The 16,681-nt window shown below is 64.7% G+C and carries 15 protein-coding genes and 2 tRNA genes; 4 read left to right on the top strand and 13 right to left on the bottom strand.

Features of this window, described 5'->3' with window-relative positions; genetic code table 11:
- The first annotated feature begins 110 nt into the window (after positions 1-110).
- The 4 genes from panB to BLP96_RS17565 all read left to right on the top strand — a co-directional run bounded on the left by panB (position 111) and on the right by BLP96_RS17565 (position 3,523).
- Entirely contained in the window at positions 111-902 is a 792-nt protein-coding gene (panB, locus tag BLP96_RS17580; protein WP_089688772.1) for a 3-methyl-2-oxobutanoate hydroxymethyltransferase, read from the top strand.
- A 19-nt stretch (positions 903-921) separates the two neighbouring features.
- On the top strand, positions 922-1,770 hold the full coding sequence (gene panC, locus BLP96_RS17575; protein WP_089688770.1) for a pantoate--beta-alanine ligase: 849 nt from the start codon (positions 922-924) through the stop codon (positions 1,768-1,770).
- Between the two features lie 49 nt (positions 1,771-1,819).
- Positions 1,820-2,200 carry an aspartate 1-decarboxylase gene (panD, locus tag BLP96_RS17570; protein WP_089688767.1) on the top strand — a complete coding sequence of 127 codons (381 nt, stop codon included), beginning with the start codon at positions 1,820-1,822 and terminating at the stop codon, positions 2,198-2,200.
- Positions 2,201-2,347: 147 nt separating this feature from the next.
- Complete coding sequence (locus tag BLP96_RS17565) at positions 2,348-3,523, top strand: acetyl-CoA C-acetyltransferase (RefSeq protein WP_089688764.1); 1,176 nt, start codon at positions 2,348-2,350, stop codon at positions 3,521-3,523.
- Between the two features lie 217 nt (positions 3,524-3,740).
- Here the strand turns inward: BLP96_RS17565 and pnp are convergent, their stop codons facing one another.
- The 13 genes from pnp to folP form a co-directional block, all read right to left on the bottom strand.
- Positions 3,741-5,870, bottom strand: coding sequence for a polyribonucleotide nucleotidyltransferase (gene pnp, locus BLP96_RS17555; protein ID WP_176761557.1), 2,130 nt, complete (start codon positions 5,868-5,870; stop codon positions 3,741-3,743).
- A gap of 524 nt (positions 5,871-6,394) precedes the next feature.
- Complete coding sequence (rpsO, locus tag BLP96_RS17550; protein WP_089688760.1) at positions 6,395-6,664, bottom strand: 30S ribosomal protein S15; 270 nt, start codon at positions 6,662-6,664, stop codon at positions 6,395-6,397.
- A gap of 101 nt (positions 6,665-6,765) precedes the next feature.
- Positions 6,766-7,680 carry a tRNA pseudouridine(55) synthase TruB gene (gene truB / locus BLP96_RS17545; RefSeq protein ID WP_089688759.1) on the bottom strand — a complete coding sequence of 305 codons (915 nt, stop codon included), beginning with the start codon at positions 7,678-7,680 and terminating at the stop codon, positions 6,766-6,768.
- Positions 7,680-8,087, bottom strand: a complete 408-nt coding sequence (gene rbfA, locus BLP96_RS17540; RefSeq protein ID WP_089688757.1) for a 30S ribosome-binding factor RbfA — start codon at positions 8,085-8,087, stop codon at positions 7,680-7,682. The genes truB and rbfA overlap by 1 nt, the downstream gene beginning before the upstream one ends.
- Positions 8,088-8,099: 12 nt before the next feature.
- On the bottom strand, positions 8,100-10,658 hold the full coding sequence (gene infB, locus BLP96_RS17535; protein ID WP_089688755.1) for a translation initiation factor IF-2: 2,559 nt from the start codon (positions 10,656-10,658) through the stop codon (positions 8,100-8,102).
- Between the two features lie 28 nt (positions 10,659-10,686).
- Entirely contained in the window at positions 10,687-12,180 is a 1,494-nt protein-coding gene (gene nusA, locus BLP96_RS17530; RefSeq protein WP_089688753.1) for a transcription termination factor NusA, read from the bottom strand.
- Positions 12,181-12,220: 40 nt separating this feature from the next.
- On the bottom strand, positions 12,221-12,682 hold the full coding sequence (rimP, locus tag BLP96_RS17525) for a ribosome maturation factor RimP (protein WP_089688751.1): 462 nt from the start codon (positions 12,680-12,682) through the stop codon (positions 12,221-12,223).
- Between the two features lie 211 nt (positions 12,683-12,893).
- Positions 12,894-12,970 (bottom strand) — tRNA-Met (locus tag BLP96_RS17520).
- 135 nt (positions 12,971-13,105) lie between these two features.
- Positions 13,106-13,192, bottom strand: a tRNA-Leu gene (locus BLP96_RS17515).
- Between the two features lie 23 nt (positions 13,193-13,215).
- Positions 13,216-13,575, bottom strand: coding sequence for a preprotein translocase subunit SecG (gene secG / locus BLP96_RS17510; protein ID WP_089688749.1), 360 nt, complete (start codon positions 13,573-13,575; stop codon positions 13,216-13,218).
- 4 nt (positions 13,576-13,579) lie between these two features.
- A complete protein-coding gene (gene tpiA, locus BLP96_RS17505) occupies positions 13,580-14,329 on the bottom strand; it encodes a triose-phosphate isomerase (protein WP_089688746.1) in 750 nt (249 codons plus the stop codon).
- Between the two features lie 72 nt (positions 14,330-14,401).
- A complete protein-coding gene (gene glmM / locus BLP96_RS17500; RefSeq protein WP_089688744.1) occupies positions 14,402-15,751 on the bottom strand; it encodes a phosphoglucosamine mutase in 1,350 nt (449 codons plus the stop codon).
- Positions 15,751-16,608, bottom strand: coding sequence for a dihydropteroate synthase (gene folP, locus BLP96_RS17495; protein ID WP_176761556.1), 858 nt, complete (start codon positions 16,606-16,608; stop codon positions 15,751-15,753). Before folP ends, glmM begins: the two co-directional genes overlap by 1 nt.
- Positions 16,609-16,681 lie beyond the last annotated feature (73 nt).

Below are 16,681 nucleotides of genomic sequence, written 5' to 3'. Positions count from 1 at the left end.
ATGTCCCATCGACTGTTACCTATCGACACCTCGAGGGCTTTCAAGTAACAATTCCAGGTTACACCGAGGCCGAAAGCGAGCGGCCCCGACGACAACGATGAGAGCACGCCATGAAAACCGTGACCCTGAGCACGCTGAAGGCCTGCAAGCAAGCGGGCGAGCCCTTCAGCTGTCTCACCGCCTACGACGCTACCTTTGCCCGATCCGCCAGCGATGCCGGCATCGAGGTACTTCTGGTGGGTGACTCCCTGGGCATGGTGCTGCAGGGACATGCCAGCACGCTTCCGGTGACCCTCGACGACATCTGCTACCACACCCGCTGCGTGGCACGCGCCAAGGGAGCGAGCCTGCTGATGGTCGACCTGCCGTTCATGAGCAACGCCACTCTCGACACGTTGCTGAACGACGCCGGCGAACTGATGCGCGCCGGCGCCGAGCTGGTCAAGGTCGAGGGCGAGGCTTGGATGGCCGACGGCATCCGCGAACTGACCCGTCGCGGCGTGCCGGTATGCGCCCACCTGGGCCTCACCCCACAGACCGTCTATCAACTTGGCGGCTACAAGGTGCAGGGGCGCGACAGCGAACGCGCCGCCCAGATCCTGGAGGACGCACGCACCCTGGTGGACGCCGGCGCCTCCGTCATCCTGCTGGAATGCGTGCCGGCGAGTCTCGGGCGTGCGGTGAGCGAAGCGCTGGAGGTACCGGTGATCGGTATCGGTGCCGGCCCCGACACCGATGGCCAGATCCTGGTCATGCACGACGTGCTGGGCGTCACCGGCGGACGCAAGCCACGCTTCGTCAAGGATTTCATGGCCGAGTCCGACTCGATCCAGAACGCTTTCAGCCGCTATCGCGACGACGTCAAGGCACGCCGCTTTCCGGCCCCAGAGCACTGCTTCTAGTTTCCGGAGCCCATCCATCATGCGCACCCTGCGAGAGATTGCCGACCTGCGCGAGGCACTCCATGCCGTTCGCCGGCGCGACCAGCGCATCGCCCTGGTGCCCACCATGGGCAACCTGCACGCGGGCCATCTGGCCCTGGTGGAGGCTGCCCGTCGCCAGGCCGACGTGGTCGTGGCCACCATCTTCGTCAACCCGCTGCAATTCGGCCCCAGCGAGGATCTCGACGCCTACCCGCGGACCCTCGCCGACGACCAGACCCGACTCGAAGCCGCCGGCTGCGACCTGCTGTTCGTCCCGGACACCGCCACACTCTATCCTCGTGGCCTGACCGACCAGACCCAGGTATGCGTACCAGGAGTGAGCGAGGGGCTGTGCGGCGGTTCGCGTCCCGGTCACTTCGATGGCGTGGCCACCGTGGTCAGCATGCTCTTCAACCTGGTACAGCCGCATCTCGCCTGTTTCGGCGAGAAGGATTACCAGCAACTGGCGGTGATCCGCAAGCTGGTCACCGACCTGCACTTCCCGATCGAGATTCTTGGCGTGCCCATCGTGCGCGCCGCAGATGGCCTGGCGCTCTCCTCGCGAAACGGCTACCTCTCCGAAGACGAACGCCGCGTGGCGCCAATGCTCTACCGCACCCTGTGTCAGGCCCGCGACGCTCTGGAAACTGGCGAGCCCTCCGAGCCGGTGCTCTCCCAAGCCAACGAGGCTCTGCGCCAATCGGGATTCACGCCCGACTATCTGGAGCTGCGCGCCCGAGACCTGGGCCCCGTCACCGCGACGACCCGCGAGGCCGTGCTGCTCGCCGCGGCGAGGCTCGGCCCGACGCGCCTGATCGACAACCTGCTACTGACGCTGCCGTCCTGAAGCGGCATTCTTCCCTACGCCAACGCGCTTTCACGAGGACCTTCCACCGATGTACACCATCATGCTCAAGGCCAAGCTGCACATGGCCCGCGTCACCCACGCCGTGCTCAACTACGAGGGTTCCTGCGCCATCGACGGCGAACTGCTCGACATGGCCGGCATCCGCGAGAACGAGCAGATCCAGATCTACAACGTGGAAAACGGCCAGCGCTTCACCACCTATGCCATCCGCGCCGAAGAGGGGTCGAAGGTCATCTCGGTGAACGGCGCAGCAGCCCATCTCGCCGCTGCCGGCGACCGAGTGATCATCTGCAGCTACGCCCACTACAGCGAGGCGGAGCTCGAAGCACACGCCCCGGCACTGGTCTATCTCCAGGAAGGCAACGCCGTCAGCCATACCAGCAACGCCATTCCCGTGCAGCTCGCCTGAACGGCCCAAGCACGCTTCGAGCCACCCCGCTATACTCAAAGGTCGTAGAGTTCGCTGTTTCGGCCACGGGGACGTTGCCGCACCGCACAAGGCTCCCCTATGCTGACGGGGTAGACGCCCGTACTCACGTTCCAGGAGGTTCTTCTCATGCAAGAAGTGGTGATCGTTGCTGCCCGCCGCACCGCCGTCGGCGCCTTCGGCGGCTCTCTGGCCGGCATCCCCGCCAGCGACCTAGGCGCCTTGGTGATCAAGGACATTCTCGCCAACACCGGTGTCACCGGCGACCAGGTCGACGAAGTGCTGCTCGGCCAGGTGCTGACGGCCGGCGTCGGCCAGAACCCGGCACGCCAGGCCTCCATCAAGGCCGGGCTGCCCGATGCAGTGCCCGCCATGACCATCAACAAGGTATGCGGTTCGGGCCTCAAGGCACTGCACCTGGCTACCCAGGCGATTCGCTGCGGCGACGCCGAACTGATCCTCGCCGGCGGTCAGGAGAACATGTCGCTGGCCCCTCACGTGCTGCCCAATTCGCGCACCGGCCAGCGCATGGGCGACTGGAAGGCCATCGACTCCATGGTCCATGACGGCCTGTGGGATGCTTTCAACAACTACCACATGGGCGTCACCGCCGAAAACCTGGCTGAAAAGTACGGCATCACCCGCGAGGCCATGGACGCTTTCGCCGCCGCCTCCCAGCAGAAAGCCGCTGCGGCCATCAAGGAAGGCAAGTTCAAGGGGCAGATCGTTCCCGTGGAGGTTCCGCAGCGCAAGGGCGACCCGCTGGTCTTCGACACCGACGAGAACCCCCGCGAAGTCACCGCCGAGAAGCTGTCCGGCATGAAGCCCGCCTTCAAGAAGGACGGCACCGTCACCGCCGGCAATGCCTCGTCCATCAACGACGGTGCCGCCGTGGTGATGATCTGCTCTGCCGAGAAAGCCAAGCAGCTGGGCCTCGAGCCGCTAGCGCGCATCGCCGCCTACTCCAACGCCGCCGTTGATCCGGCAATCATGGGCATCGGCCCGGCACCGGCCACCCGCCGCTGCCTGGAAAAAGCCGGCTGGAGCCTGGACGATCTCGACCTGGTCGAAGCCAACGAAGCCTTCGCCGCCCAGGCGCTTTCCGTCAACAAGGAGCTCGGCTGGGACACCGACAAGGTCAACGTCAACGGCGGCGCCATCGCCATCGGCCACCCCATCGGCGCCTCCGGTTGCCGCATCCTGGTCACGCTGCTGCACGAGATGATGGCCCGCGACGCCAAGAAGGGCCTCGCAACGCTGTGCATCGGCGGCGGGCAAGGCGTGGCGCTGGCGATCGAACGGTAAGCGCGCTACGCGCGAGCTCGAAGCTCGAAGCTCGAAGCTCGAAGCTCGAAGCTCGAAGCTCGAAGCTCGAAGCTCGAAGCTCGAAGCTCGAAGCTCGAAGCTCGAAGCTCGAAGCTCGACAGCAGAGCCTAAAAGAAACCGCCCCCGCAGCCTGGCTGCGGGGGCGGTTCTTCTTCCGGCTTCAAGCTTCCGGCTTTCAGCCGCCATAGGCGGTCGCTTAAAGCTGGGGTTCCGCTTCAGCCTCGAAGGCGGCCTTCTCTTCCGGCGTGATCTCCTTGATGGAGAGCTTCACGCGGTTGCGGTTGTCGATGTCGAGCACCTTGACCACCACCTCGTCGCCCTCGTTGAGGAAATCGCGCACGTCATTGACCCGCTCGGGCACGATCTGCGAGATGTGCACCAGGCCGTCGGTGCCCGGCATGATGTTGACGAAGGCGCCGAAGTCGGCGATGCGCACCACCTTGCCGCGGTAGAGCTTGCCGATCTCCGCTTCGGCGGTGATGGCGAGCACGGTGTCGATGGCCTTCTTGGCCGCCGCCTTGTCCTCGGCGTAGATGCGCACGGTACCGTCATCGTCCAGATCGATGGAGGCACCGGTGTCGTCGCAGATCTTGCGGATGGTGGCGCCGCCTTTGCCGATGACGTCGCGAATCTTGTCCGGGTCGATCTTGATGGTGGCCATGGAGGGCGCATTCTCGGAGACTTCGGCACGGCTCTGACCGATCACGGCGTTCATCTGCTCGAGGATGGTCAGGCGCGCTTCGTTTGCCTGCTGGAGGGCCTGCTCCATGATCTCTTCGTTGATGCCTTCGATCTTGATGTCCATCTGCAGGGCGGTAACGCCCTCGGCGGAACCGGCCACCTTGAAGTCCATATCGCCCAGATGGTCTTCATCACCGAGAATGTCGGTCAGCACGGCAAAGCCGTCGTCGTCCTTGACCAGCCCCATGGCGATGCCCGCCACCGGCGCCTTCATCGGCACGCCGGCGTCCATCAGTGCCAGTGAGGAACCGCACACGGAGGCCATGGAACTCGAGCCGTTGGACTCGGTGATCTCGGAAACCACGCGGATGGTATAGGGGAACTCGTCATCGCTGGGCAGCATGGCCTCCACGCCACGCCGGGCCAGACGGCCGTGGCCGATCTCACGACGCTTGGGGCCGCCCATGAAGCCGGCCTCGCCCACGCAGTAGGGCGGGAAGTTGTAGTGCAGCAGGAAACGGTCCTTGCGCTCGCCTTCCAGCGACTCGATGAGCTGGGCATCGCGCAGCGTGCCCAGGGTGGCGATGACGATCGCCTGTGTCTCGCCGCGCGTGAAGATCGCCGAGCCATGGGTCTTGGGCAAGGTGCCCACCTCGATGGACAGCGGTCGCACGGTGCGGTTGTCGCGGCCGTCGATGCGTGGCTCGCCCTTGATGACGCGAGAACGCACGACGCGCTTTTCGAGGCTCTCGAAGGCACCCTTCACCTCGGCAGCATCGAATCGGCCCTCTTCCTCACCGCCCAGCTTCTCGACTGCCTCGGCCTTGAGGGCAGAGAGCGCTTCCTGGCGGGCCAGCTTGTCGGTGATGCGATAGGCCTCGCCCACCTTGGTCTCGAAGGCCTCGGCCACGGCGCTCTTGAGCGCGGTGTTCTCGGCTGGTGGCTGCCAATCCCACTTGGGCTTGCCGGCCTCGGCGACCAGCTCGTTGATGGCGCCGATGGCGACCTGCATTTCCTGATGCGCAAAGAGTACCGCTCCGAGCATTTCGTCCTCGAGCAGCTCCTTGGCCTCGGACTCGACCATCAGAACGGCTTTCTCGGTACCGGCCACCACCATGTCCAGCTCGGAGCCGGTGAGCTCCTCGACGGTGGGGTTGAGGAAGTAGCCCTTGTCCTCGGTGAAACCGACGCGGGCGGCACCGATGGGGCCGTTGAACGGCACGCCGGAGACGGCCAGCGCCGCCGAGGTACCGAGCATCGCGGCGATGTCCGGGTCATGGTTGCGGTCGGTGGAGAGCACGGTGCAGATCACCTGCACCTCGTTCATGAAGCCCTTGGGGAACAGCGGGCGGATCGGGCGGTCGATCAGCCGCGAGGTGAGAGTTTCCTTCTCGGTGGGACGCCCCTCGCGCTTGAAGAAACCGCCGGGGATCTTGCCCACCGCGTAGGTCTTCTCCTGATAATGGACGGAGAGGGGGAAGAAGGGCTGGGTCGGGTTCGCCTCCTTCTTCGCCACCACGGTGCACAGCACTACGGTATCGTCCATGGTGACCATCACGGCACCGGTAGCCTGGCGGGCGATGCGCCCAGTCTCCAGGGTGACGGTGCTGCGACCGTACTGAAACGTTTTCTTGACCGGATTCACGGCGACTTCCTTCAACTTTTCGATCTCATGTATGGGTCGTTTCGACTCGGCGACCATTTTAGGGGTTGACGCGCGCCGGGGCCACCGGTTAGCGACATTTCCGTCGGACAGTCGTCGATCTCCACGCAGCCCGGGCTTGATCCGGCGACAGGCCTTCGAGGAGGCGCTGTGAACCCTCCCTGGGCGCTACTTTTGCCTTCCCTGGCAAAAGACCTCCTCTGCGGCCTGTCCTCGGCACCCCTCGCGCGGCGGCTTCACATACGCGAAACGGGCAGCCCGATGGCTGCCCGTTTCGAATGGCCTGAAGAAAAGGTGATTTCGCGTAACGAGCGACGAGAGGCTGGTTGCCGCCGGTGCGCAGAACCGAGCGTAGCGACAAAACATCCGGAGGATGGCCCCGAGGGGGTGAGGAACCGAAGGTTCCGAATCAACCGGAGTGTAGCTCGCTACATGAGGATTCCGACGGTCCGACGCTTCGGCACGGCGACCAGGATATCGAGCGCAGTAGCGAAATACCCTTTTCTTTAGCGACGCAGGCCCAGACGCTGGATCAGCGACTGATAGCGCTCGAGGTCCTTGCGCTTCAGATAGTCCAGCAGCTTGCGGCGCTGGTTGACCATGCGGATCAGACCACGACGCGAGTGGTGATCCTGCTTGTTGGTCTTGAAGTGATCCTGCAGGCCGTCGATGTTGGCGCTCAGCAGGGCCACCTGTACTTCGGGGGAACCGGTGTCGTTCTCGACTCGGCCGTATTCCTTGACGATCTCGGCCTTCTGTTCGGCTGTCAGTGCCATCTGTCTCTCCAATCAGCAATATGCCTGAATGATGTGAATGGGTGAGACCACGCATATTTGCAGTCTCGGCGTTGCTCCCTGATCGCCACATGGCGGCTTCGTCAATGGGCTGCCCCGCTGAGCAGCCGTTTCGGCGCCACTTCCTGTGGCGTCGTTACCACGCCGAGGCCCAGGAAGGTCTCGTCGCGGTAGAGTCTCGGCGTTTCGCCTTCGGTCAGGCCGTGCGCCACCCGGGCCGACTGGCCATGAGTGAGCCGACTGGCCGCTTCGTCTCCCACCGTCAACCGCGGCAGGTGTTCGACCAGCACGTCGGCGGGCAGCAGCATCCCCTCGCGGGCCGCCTGGTCGGGCAGTGCCTCCAGCGCCTCGAGCGTCACCATGTCATCGCCGGTGAACGGTCCGGTGGCAAGCCGCCGCAGTGCGCTGATGTGCGCCCCACAGCCCAGTGCCTGGCCGATGTCTTCGGCGAGCGTGCGGATGTAGGTGCCCTTGCTAACCCGCACCTCCAGCTCGAAGGCCTCGCCCTCGAAGGCGAGAAGCCGGGCATCATACACCGTCACGCGCCGCGCTGCACGCGCAACCGACTTGCCTTCGCGGGCCAGCTCATAGAGCTTGCGGCCCTGGTGCTTGAGTGCCGAGTACATGGGCGGCACCTGCTCGATCTCACCGAGAAAGTGTGCGAGAACGCCCTCGATATCGGCTTCATGAAACCGGGGCACCTCGCCACGCGCCACCACTTCGCCTTCGGCGTCACCGCTATCGGTGACCGTTCCCAGCTCCACTCGAGTACGATAGACCTTGTCTGCGTCGAGCAGAAAGGCGGTAAACTTGGTCGCCTCTCCGAAGCACACCGGCAGCAGTCCGGTGGCCATGGGGTCGAGCGTACCGGTGTGCCCGGCTTTCTGCGCCTGCAGCAGGTGCCTGGCACGCTGCAGGGCATGGTTGCTCGACACGCCTCGGGGCTTGTCGAGCAGCATCACCCCGTCCACCGGCAGGCCTCGACGGCGACGTGCCATCAGCCGCGCTCTTCCCCGCCGTTGCCATCCTCTTCGCCTTCGTGACGGGCACGATCGCTCTCGACCGCCTCGTCGATCAATGACGACAACCGCTGGCCACGCACCACGCTCTCATCGAAATGAAAACGCAGCTCCGGCACGTGGCGCAGTTTGATGCGCCGGGCGATCTGACTGCGCAGAAAACCTGCGGCATTCTTAAGCACCTGGAGATTCTCCCGGATGCGCTCCGGGCTCTCCTCGCCGAGCAGCGTCACGTAGACATCGGCATAGCCGAGGTCGCGGCTGACCGTGACGCCACTGACGGTGACCATCCCCAGGCGCGGATCCTTGACCTCGCGCTGGATCAGCACCGCCAACTCTTTCTGCAGCTGGTCGCCGACCCGATCGGTCCGCTTGAACTCGCGCATGCTCGGCTCCGCTTAGAGCGTCCGCTCGACCTTGACCTGATCGAAGACCTCGATCTTGTCGCCGACCTGAACGTCGTTGTAGTTCTTCACACCGATGCCGCACTCCATGCCGTTGCGCACTTCCTGGACGTCGTCCTTGTAGCGGCGCAGCGACTCGAGCTCGCCCTCGTAGATCACCACGTTGTCGCGCAGCACGCGGATCTTCTTGTTGCGGAAGACGTTGCCTTCGACGACCATGCAGCCGGCCACGGCGCCGATCTTGGGCGCACGGAAGACGTCGCGAACTTCGGCCACGCCGACGATCTCTTCCTTCCACTCCGGCTCGAGCATGCCGCTCATGGCCTTCTTGACGTCATCGATCAGCTGGTAGATGACGCTGTAGTAACGCAGCTCCAGCCCTTCGCGCTCGATGATCTCGCGGGCCGCGGCATCGGCACGCACGTTGAAACCGATGACGATGGCTTCGGAGGCCAGCGCCAGGTTGGCATCGGTACCGGTGATGCCACCCACCCCGGAAGAGACCACGGACACTTGCACCTCATCGGTGGAAAGCTCCTCGAGCGCGCCCTTGATCGCTTCCAGAGAGCCCTGGACGTCGGCCTTGAGCACGATGTTGAGCTTGGCCGCCTCTTCCTGGCCCATCTGGCTGAACATGTTCTCCAGCTTGGCCTTCTGCTGGCGAGCCAGGCGCACCTCGCGGTACTTGCCCTGGCGGAAGTTGGCCACTTCGCGGGCCTTCTTCTCGTCGGCCACGACCATGAAGTCGTCACCCGCCTCGGGCGTGCCGTCGAGGCCCTGGATCTCCACCGGCATGCCGGGGCCGGCCTCGTCGACCTGCTTGCCGAGCTCGTTGGTGAGCGCTCGGACGCGACCGTAGTGCAGACCGGCCAGCACGATGTCGCCTTTCTTCAGAGTGCCGTTCTGCACCAGCACGGTAGCCACGGGGCCGCGGCCCTTGTCGAGCCGCGACTCGATGACCACGCCCTTGCCGGGTGCTTCGGGCACGGCCTTCAGCTCGAGCACCTCGGAGACCAGCAGAATGGCTTCCAATAGCTCGTCGACGCCCTCACCGGTGTGAGCCGACACGTGCACGAACTGGGTGTCACCCCCCCACTCCTCGGAAATGACGCCGTGCTGGGAGAGCTCGTTCTTGACGCGGTCCGGGTCGGCGCCCGGCTTGTCCATCTTGTTGACCGCCACCACCAACGGCACCTCGGCCGCCTTGGCATGCTCGACGGCCTCGATGGTCTGCGGCATGACGCCATCGTCGGCGGCCACCACCAGGATGACCACGTCGGTCGCCTTGGCACCCCGCGCACGCATGGCGGTGAAGGCGGCGTGGCCGGGCGTGTCCAGGAAGGTCACGCCGCTACCGTGATTGCCTTTCACCTGATCGCCCTTCACGTGGTAGGCACCGATATGCTGGGTGATGCCCCCCGCTTCGCCGGTGGCCACCTTGGCCTTGCGAATGTAATCGAGCAGCGAGGTCTTGCCATGGTCGACGTGGCCCATCACTGTGACCACCGGGTCGCGGGTGACCTCATCGCCCTCGTAGGAGATCGCTTCGAGCACTTCGGTTTCCAGGGCGTCATCCTTGACCAGCTTGGGCTTGTGTCCCATTTCTTCGACCACGATGGCCGCAGTATCCTGGTCGATGGTCTGGTTGATGGTCACCGCCGCGCCCATGGTGAACATGGTCTTGATGACTTCGTTGGCCTTGATCGACATCTTGTCGGCCAGGTCGGCAACGCTGATCGACTCGGGAATCGACACTTCACGAACGATCGGCTGGGTCGGCTTCTGAAAACCGTGCTTGCCGCCGCCCTGGACGCCACCCCGACGACCACCGCGGCGCTCGGCACGCTTGGCCTTCTTGCCGCCACGACGACGCTCCTCGCGATCACCGCGATCGTCGTCGTCACGCTCGTGGCGTCCCTTCTTGCCGCCCTTGCCGCTGGCTTTCTTGACCGCCGCGCGTCGCGGCTCGGGGCGACCCTCCTTGGGCGGTGCCGGGGCTTCTTCGGGCGCCGGTGTCTCGCTGTCGAGTTCCGGCACCGGAATCTCGGGCTCGACCGATGCAGCCGGAGGCTGCTCGGCCTCGGATTTCTCGGTTTCCACCTTGGCGGCCGCTTCGCGTGCCGACTCCTCGGCGGCGCGCGCACGCGCCTGCTCGGCTTCGCGCTCGGCCTCTGCCTGCTGCGAGTCGGCCATGTCGCCGACCAGCTGCCGCGGGCCGGCGTCTTCCTCCGCCGCAGGCTGCTCGTCTTCCTTGGCGTCTTCACGTTTCACGTAGGTGCGCTTCTTGCGTACCTGGACTTCGATGCTCTTGCCCCGTTCGCCGGTCTTGATGCGACTGCGCGTCTTGCGCGTCAGGGTGATGCGATTACGAGCGCCGGCACCGCCGCCGCCATGGCTCTTGGTCAAGTAATCCAGCAGCTGCCGCTTGTCCTCCTCGGACACGGCATCGCTCTCGGACTTGTGGGCGAGCCCGGCTTCTTTCATCTGTTCCAGCAGGCGGGGCACGTCGCGTCCCACCTTCGCTGCAAAATCTTTAACGGTCATTTCCGACATGTTGACCCTCCTCAGCCCGTGACCCGTTTTACTGTTCGCCTGCGAACCATGGCGCACGGGCAGTCATGATCAGTGCTGCAGCGCGCTCTTCGTCCATGTCCTCGATGTCCATCAGATCATCGACGGACTGCTCGGCCAGATCCTCCATGGTGATGATGCCCCGGCTGGCCAGGATGAAGGCCAGGTGGCGCTCCATGCCGTCCATTTCAAGGAGATCCTCGGCCGGCTGGGCACCATCCAACTCCTCCTCGGAGGCAATCGCCAGGTTGAGCAGCTCATCCTTGGCACGCGCCCGAAGCTCTTCCACCAGATCCTCGTCGAGTTCCTCGATCTCGAGCATCTCCTCGAGAGGCACGTAGGCGATCTCTTCCAGCGTGGTGAAGCCCTCCTCGACCAGCAGCCGGGCGAGGTCCTCCTCGATGTCCAGGTGCTGGATGAAGCGCTCGACCAGATCGTCGATTTCCTGCTCGCGCTTGTCCTCGGCTTCGCTCTCGGTCATGACGTTGAGTCGCCACCCGGTGAGTTCGGAAGCCAAGCGCACGTTCTGGCCGCTGCGACCAATGGCCTGGGCCAGGTTGTCCTCGGCGACCGCCACGTCCATGGCGTGAGTCTCTTCGTCGACGAGGATCGAGCCGACATCCGCCGGCGCCATGGCGTTGATCACCAACTGCGCCGGGTTGTCGTCCCATAGCACGATGTCCACGCGCTCGTTCTGCAGCTCACTGGACACCGCCTGCACCCTTGAGCCGCGCATACCCACGCAGGCGCCCACCGGATCGATGCGCCGATCGTTGGTCTTCACCGCGATCTTGGCTCGCGAGCCGGGATCGCGCGCCGCGCCCTTGATCTCGATGAGCTGCTCGGCGATCTCCGGCACCTCGATCTTGAACAGCTCGATGATCAGCTCCGGACAGGTGCGCGACAGGATCAACTGCGCGCCGCGTGCCTCGGCATCGACCTTGGTGAGCAGTGCCCGGACACGATCGTTCATGCGATAGCGCTCGCCGGGAATCATCTCGCTGCGCGGCAGGAAAGCCTCGGCGTTGTCGCCCAGATCGATGATGAGCCCATCGCGTGTCGTCTTCTTGACGATGCCGGCCACCAGCTCACCTTCTCGCTCGGCGTACTGGCGCACCACTTCGGCGCGCTCCGCTTCGCGCACCTTCTGCACGATCACTTGCTTGGCGGTCTGAGCGGCGATGCGTCCGAAGGCGGCGTTCTCGATCTGCTCCTCGACCACATCGCCCAGCGTCAATGGCGGATCGCGGCGCTCGGCGAAGGATTGCTTGATCTCGGCGTCGGGATTTTCGAACTCATCGTCTTCGACCACCACCCAGCGACGAAACGTCTCGTAGTCGCCGGTCTGGCGATCGATCTTGACCCGCACGCTGACTTCCTGACCATCGAAGCGCTTGCGCGATGCGCTGGCCAATGCTGCCTCGACGGCCTCGAAGATCACCTCGCGGGACACGCCCTTTTCGTTGGAGATCGCATCAACGACCGTCAGAATTTCTTTACTCATGCCTTTGCCTCGCCAGAAAACCTGTCCTTATCCATCGGCCTTACGACTCGAAAGAGGGCACCACGCGTGCCTGGTCGATGGTATCGATGGGAAAGCAATATTCCTCGCCGTCGAGTTGCAGCAGAACGTCATCTCCTTCAGTACCGGCCAGCAACCCTTGAAACTTGCGACGCCCCTCGAACGGTACCCGCAACTTCAGGGTCACCAGGTGGCCACGAAAGCGGGAAAACTGATCGAGCGTGAAGAGCGGACGATCCATGCCCGGCGAGGACACTTCCAGGCGATATTCGCCGGCGATCGGATCCTCGACGTCGAGCACGGCACTCACCTGACGGCTGACGTCGGCACAGTGCTCGACGGTCACGCCCTCGGCATGATCAATGTAGATCACCAGCCGGGAGTGCTTGCCCTGGGACAGGTAGTCGATGCCCCATAGCTCGAATCCCATGGCGGTGACCACCGGCTCGATCAGCGCATGCAGCGCGGCGTCCTTGAGTGCCACAGAGAAAGCTCCTACAGCCGTTGCATCAGGCACCTGGCCGGGAGTGAACAGGGAAGCTAGGTGGCTGATTGGCGTTGCCCGAACCGACCCATCTCTCGTTGCGGAGGATGAGCCGCTAACAAAAAGCCCCTTCGCAGGAAGGGGCCTTTCACAAGAAACCTGTTACACCACTTCTCGAAGCACGCTTGCCGTCTGCAAGACATCGGGAAGATGGTAGCGGGGGCCGGATTCGAACCGACGACCTTCGGGTTATGAGCCCGACGAGCTACCAGGCTGCTCCACCCCGCATCATTCCAGGTCGGCGATTGTAGGCGCTTGACCGAAAAGCGTCAAGACAAAGCGGCGCTTTCGCTACAATCTTTCTGGTGCCAATCCTGCGTTGCGACGACCGAAACCCGCCAGCGGCGCGCTTCGGGATACAGATGGTGCCGAAGGCGGGACTTGAACCCGCACGGCCGTAAGGCCACTACCCCCTCAAGATAGCGTGTCTACCAATTCCACCACTTCGGCAAATGACTGTGGAGAAGCGCAGTCTAGTCGCTGCTTTCCTCCAGCACTGGCGCAGCATTATCCACGTCACTGCCCTCGTCGTCAAGGCTCGGCGTGCCGCGCTGCTGGTCGATCAGCTCGGCATCGGGGATCCCCGCTTCGGGCGCCTCACCGGCCTGAGAGGCGAAGTAGGCGAGCGTCAGCGAAGTGACGAAGAAAGCTGCAGCAAGCACCGCCGTGGCCCGTGACAGAAATCCGCCCGAGCCGCGTGAGCCGAAGACGGTCTGCGAGGCACCGCCACCGAAGGCGGCGCCGGCTTCGGCCCCCTTACCCTGCTGAAGCAGGATGAGAGCAACCAGGGCGATCGCGATCACCACATGGATCATGAGAATGGCAACTTGCATGGTTTCAACCTGCTGACTGGCAAATGGCTAGGAAGTCGTCGACCTGGAGGGAGGCTCCACCCACCAGGCCGCCGTCGATATCCGGCTGGGCGAGCAGCTCGCCCGCGTTGGCGGCCTTCATGCTGCCGCCATAAAGAACCTGCATGCCCTCGGCGAGAGTCGGAGAATACTCCGCCAGACACGCACGAATCGCCGCATGCACCGACTGGGCCTGCTCGGGACTGGCAGTCCTGCCGGTGCCGATGGCCCACACCGGCTCGTAGGCCAGTACCAGGCGGCTACGTTCATCGGGGTCGAGGGCATCGCATACGGCCGCGAGCTGGCCGAGCACCACGGCCTCGGTGCGACCGGCCTCGCGCTGCTCGAGCGTTTCGCCGAGGCACAGCACCGGTGTCAGGTCGTGCGCCAGCGCCGCCTTGACGCGCGCCAGCACGGCAGCGTCGTCCTCACCGAACAGGCTGCGCCGCTCGGAATGGCCGACCAGCACCAGCCGCGCTCCCACATCGGCCAGCATGCCACCGCTCACTTCACCGGTGAAGGCACCGCCGGTACGATCGCTCAGGGTTTGAGCCCCCACCATCAGCGGCGTGTCCCGAAAAGCGTCGGCCGCAGCGTTCAGATAGGGAAAGGGCACCATCAGCGCCACTTCCACCCGGGCCGGCAGCGCGACGGCCGCGAAGGTCTGTCGGAAAGCTTCGACCAGCGCCAGGGAGCCGTTCATCTTCCAGTTGCCGGCGACCAGCAGCGTTCGCATGCGCGATCCTCTTTCAAAGTGGTGCGAAATGGTATAGGAGCCCCCGTATCAACACAACCATGGACGAGGCGGTCAAGCCAGTTCGCTCGTCACCTCTTCGGCAATGCGCTGCGCCAGGGCATCGACGTCGAAATGGGCGCGCCCCTCGACCATCACGCGCAACAACGGTTCGGTGCCGGAGGGACGCAGCAGCACGCGCCCCTCGTCACCGAGCGTCTCTTCCACGGCGGCGACGCTGCGCTGCACCGCTTTGCAGCGCATCAGCGCACCCGCATCGGTACCCGGCGTCAGGCGCACGTTGACCAACGCCTGGGGCACCTTCTCCAGGCCGGCCAGCAGCCCGGCCAACGGCTTGGCTTCGTTGACCATGATCGCCAGCACCTGCAGTGCCGAGACGATGCCATCGCCGGTGGTCTGGACATCGGCACACACGATGTGGCCGGAAGACTCGCCACCGAGCTGCCACCCGTTGGCCGCCATCCGCTCCACCACGTAGCGGTCGCCGACCTTGGCTCGCTCGAAGGGGATTCCCATGGCCTCGAGGGCCATGGCCAGGCCAAAGTTGGTCATCAGGGTACCCACCACGCCGCCCGACATCATGCCGCGCTCATGGCGATCACGGGCAATCAGGTAGAGGATGTCGTCGCCGTCGATCTCGCGGCCATCGGCATCCACCATCAAAACGCGGTCGCCGTCACCGTCGAAGGCCACCCCCAGGTCGGCGCCTTGCTGGATCACGGCGGCACGCAGGCTGGCGGGTGACGTCGATCCGACGTGTCGATTGATGTTGAGGCCGTCTGGGTTGGCCCCTACCAGACTCACCTCGGCACCCAGTTCGCGGAACACGCTGGGCGCGATGTGGTAGGTGGCGCCATGAGCACAATCGAGCACCACCTTGAGGCCATGCAGACTGACCCGATTGGGAATGGTCGACTTGCAGAACTCGATATAGCGCCCGGCGGCATCGTCGATGCGCATCGCCTTGCCCAGCCGGTCCGCCGCCACCGTGGTCAACGGCTCTTCGAGCATGGCCTCGATCCGTTCTTCGATACCGTCATCGAGCTTGGTCCCGGCGCTCGAGAAGAACTTGATGCCATTATCGGCGAAGGCGTTGTGCGAGGCCGAGATGACGATGCCGGCATCGGCGCGAAAGGTGCGAGTCAGGTAAGCGATACCCGGCGTCGGCATGGGGCCGAGTAGCGCCACGTCCACGCCGGCGGCCGAGAGGCCGGCCTCCAGCGCCGATTCGAACATGTAACCGGAGATGCGCGTATCCTTGCCGATCAGCACGCGCGTACGCCCCGACTCCCGTGCCAGCACGCGGCCCATGGCCCAGCCCAGTTTGAGCATGAAATCCGGGGTGATGGGGTAATCCCCCACCCTGCCGCGGATGCCGTCGGTGCCGAAATAGCGTCGTGTCATTAGCAACCTTCCTTGAGTACGGCCCAGGTCATGTTGATGGCGTCGAGTGCAGGCCCGACATCGTGGACGCGCACGATCCTCGCCCCGCGCTCGACGGCCAGCGCCGCCAGCGCCAGCCCCCCCGATAGACGCTCCTCCACCGGCCGGGCAAGAACCTTGCCGATCATGCTCTTGCGCGACATGCCCACGAGCAACGGCAGGCCGAGCCGCTCCAGGCGGTCGAGCCGGTTGAGCAGGCGCAGATTGTGCTCCACGGTCTTGGCAAAGCCGAACCCGGGATCGAGCAGCAGCCGCTCGCGACGCAGGCCCGCCGCCTCGCAGGCAGCCACCCGGGCGGCCAGGAAGTCGAACACGACCTCCTCTACGGGCCGGTCGTAATACGGGGCATTCTGCATGTCGCCGGGCTCGCCCTGCATGTGCATCAGGCACACCGGCAGGCCGCTGGTGGCCGCCGCCTTCATGGCCCCTTCCCGCTGCAAGCTCCGCACGTCATTGAGCATGCCGGCACCGGCCTGAGCCGCCGCCTGCATCACCTCCGGGCTGCTGGTATCCACCGACACCAAGGCATCGAGCTCGCTGACGAGCGCTTCGACCACCGGAAGCACGCGGTCCAGCTCCTGCTGCACCGGAATCGGTACCGCCCCGGGGCGAGTCGACTCACCGCCCACGTCGACGATCGCCGCCCCCTCGGCCAGCAGTCGCTCGGCATGGCGCAGCGCTTCGTCACGAGCATTGTGACGACCGCCATCCGAGAAGGAGTCGGGAGTGACGTTGAGCACCCCCATCACGCGGGGAAAGGAGATGTCGAGCCGGTGGCGGCCACACGGCAGCCAGGTGGGCGACGCGCTATCCATCATGTCTCGTTCCTGTGGCGAAAAGGATCACGAAGAATCCGCCAAGGGTACCACAAACGGCAAAGGCGCCCCGCAG

It is taken from the genome of Billgrantia gudaonensis (genome assembly GCF_900100195.1).
Taxonomy (GTDB): domain Bacteria; phylum Pseudomonadota; class Gammaproteobacteria; order Pseudomonadales; family Halomonadaceae; genus Halomonas; species Halomonas gudaonensis.
This window is presented reverse-complemented; position numbering and strand designations above follow the sequence as displayed.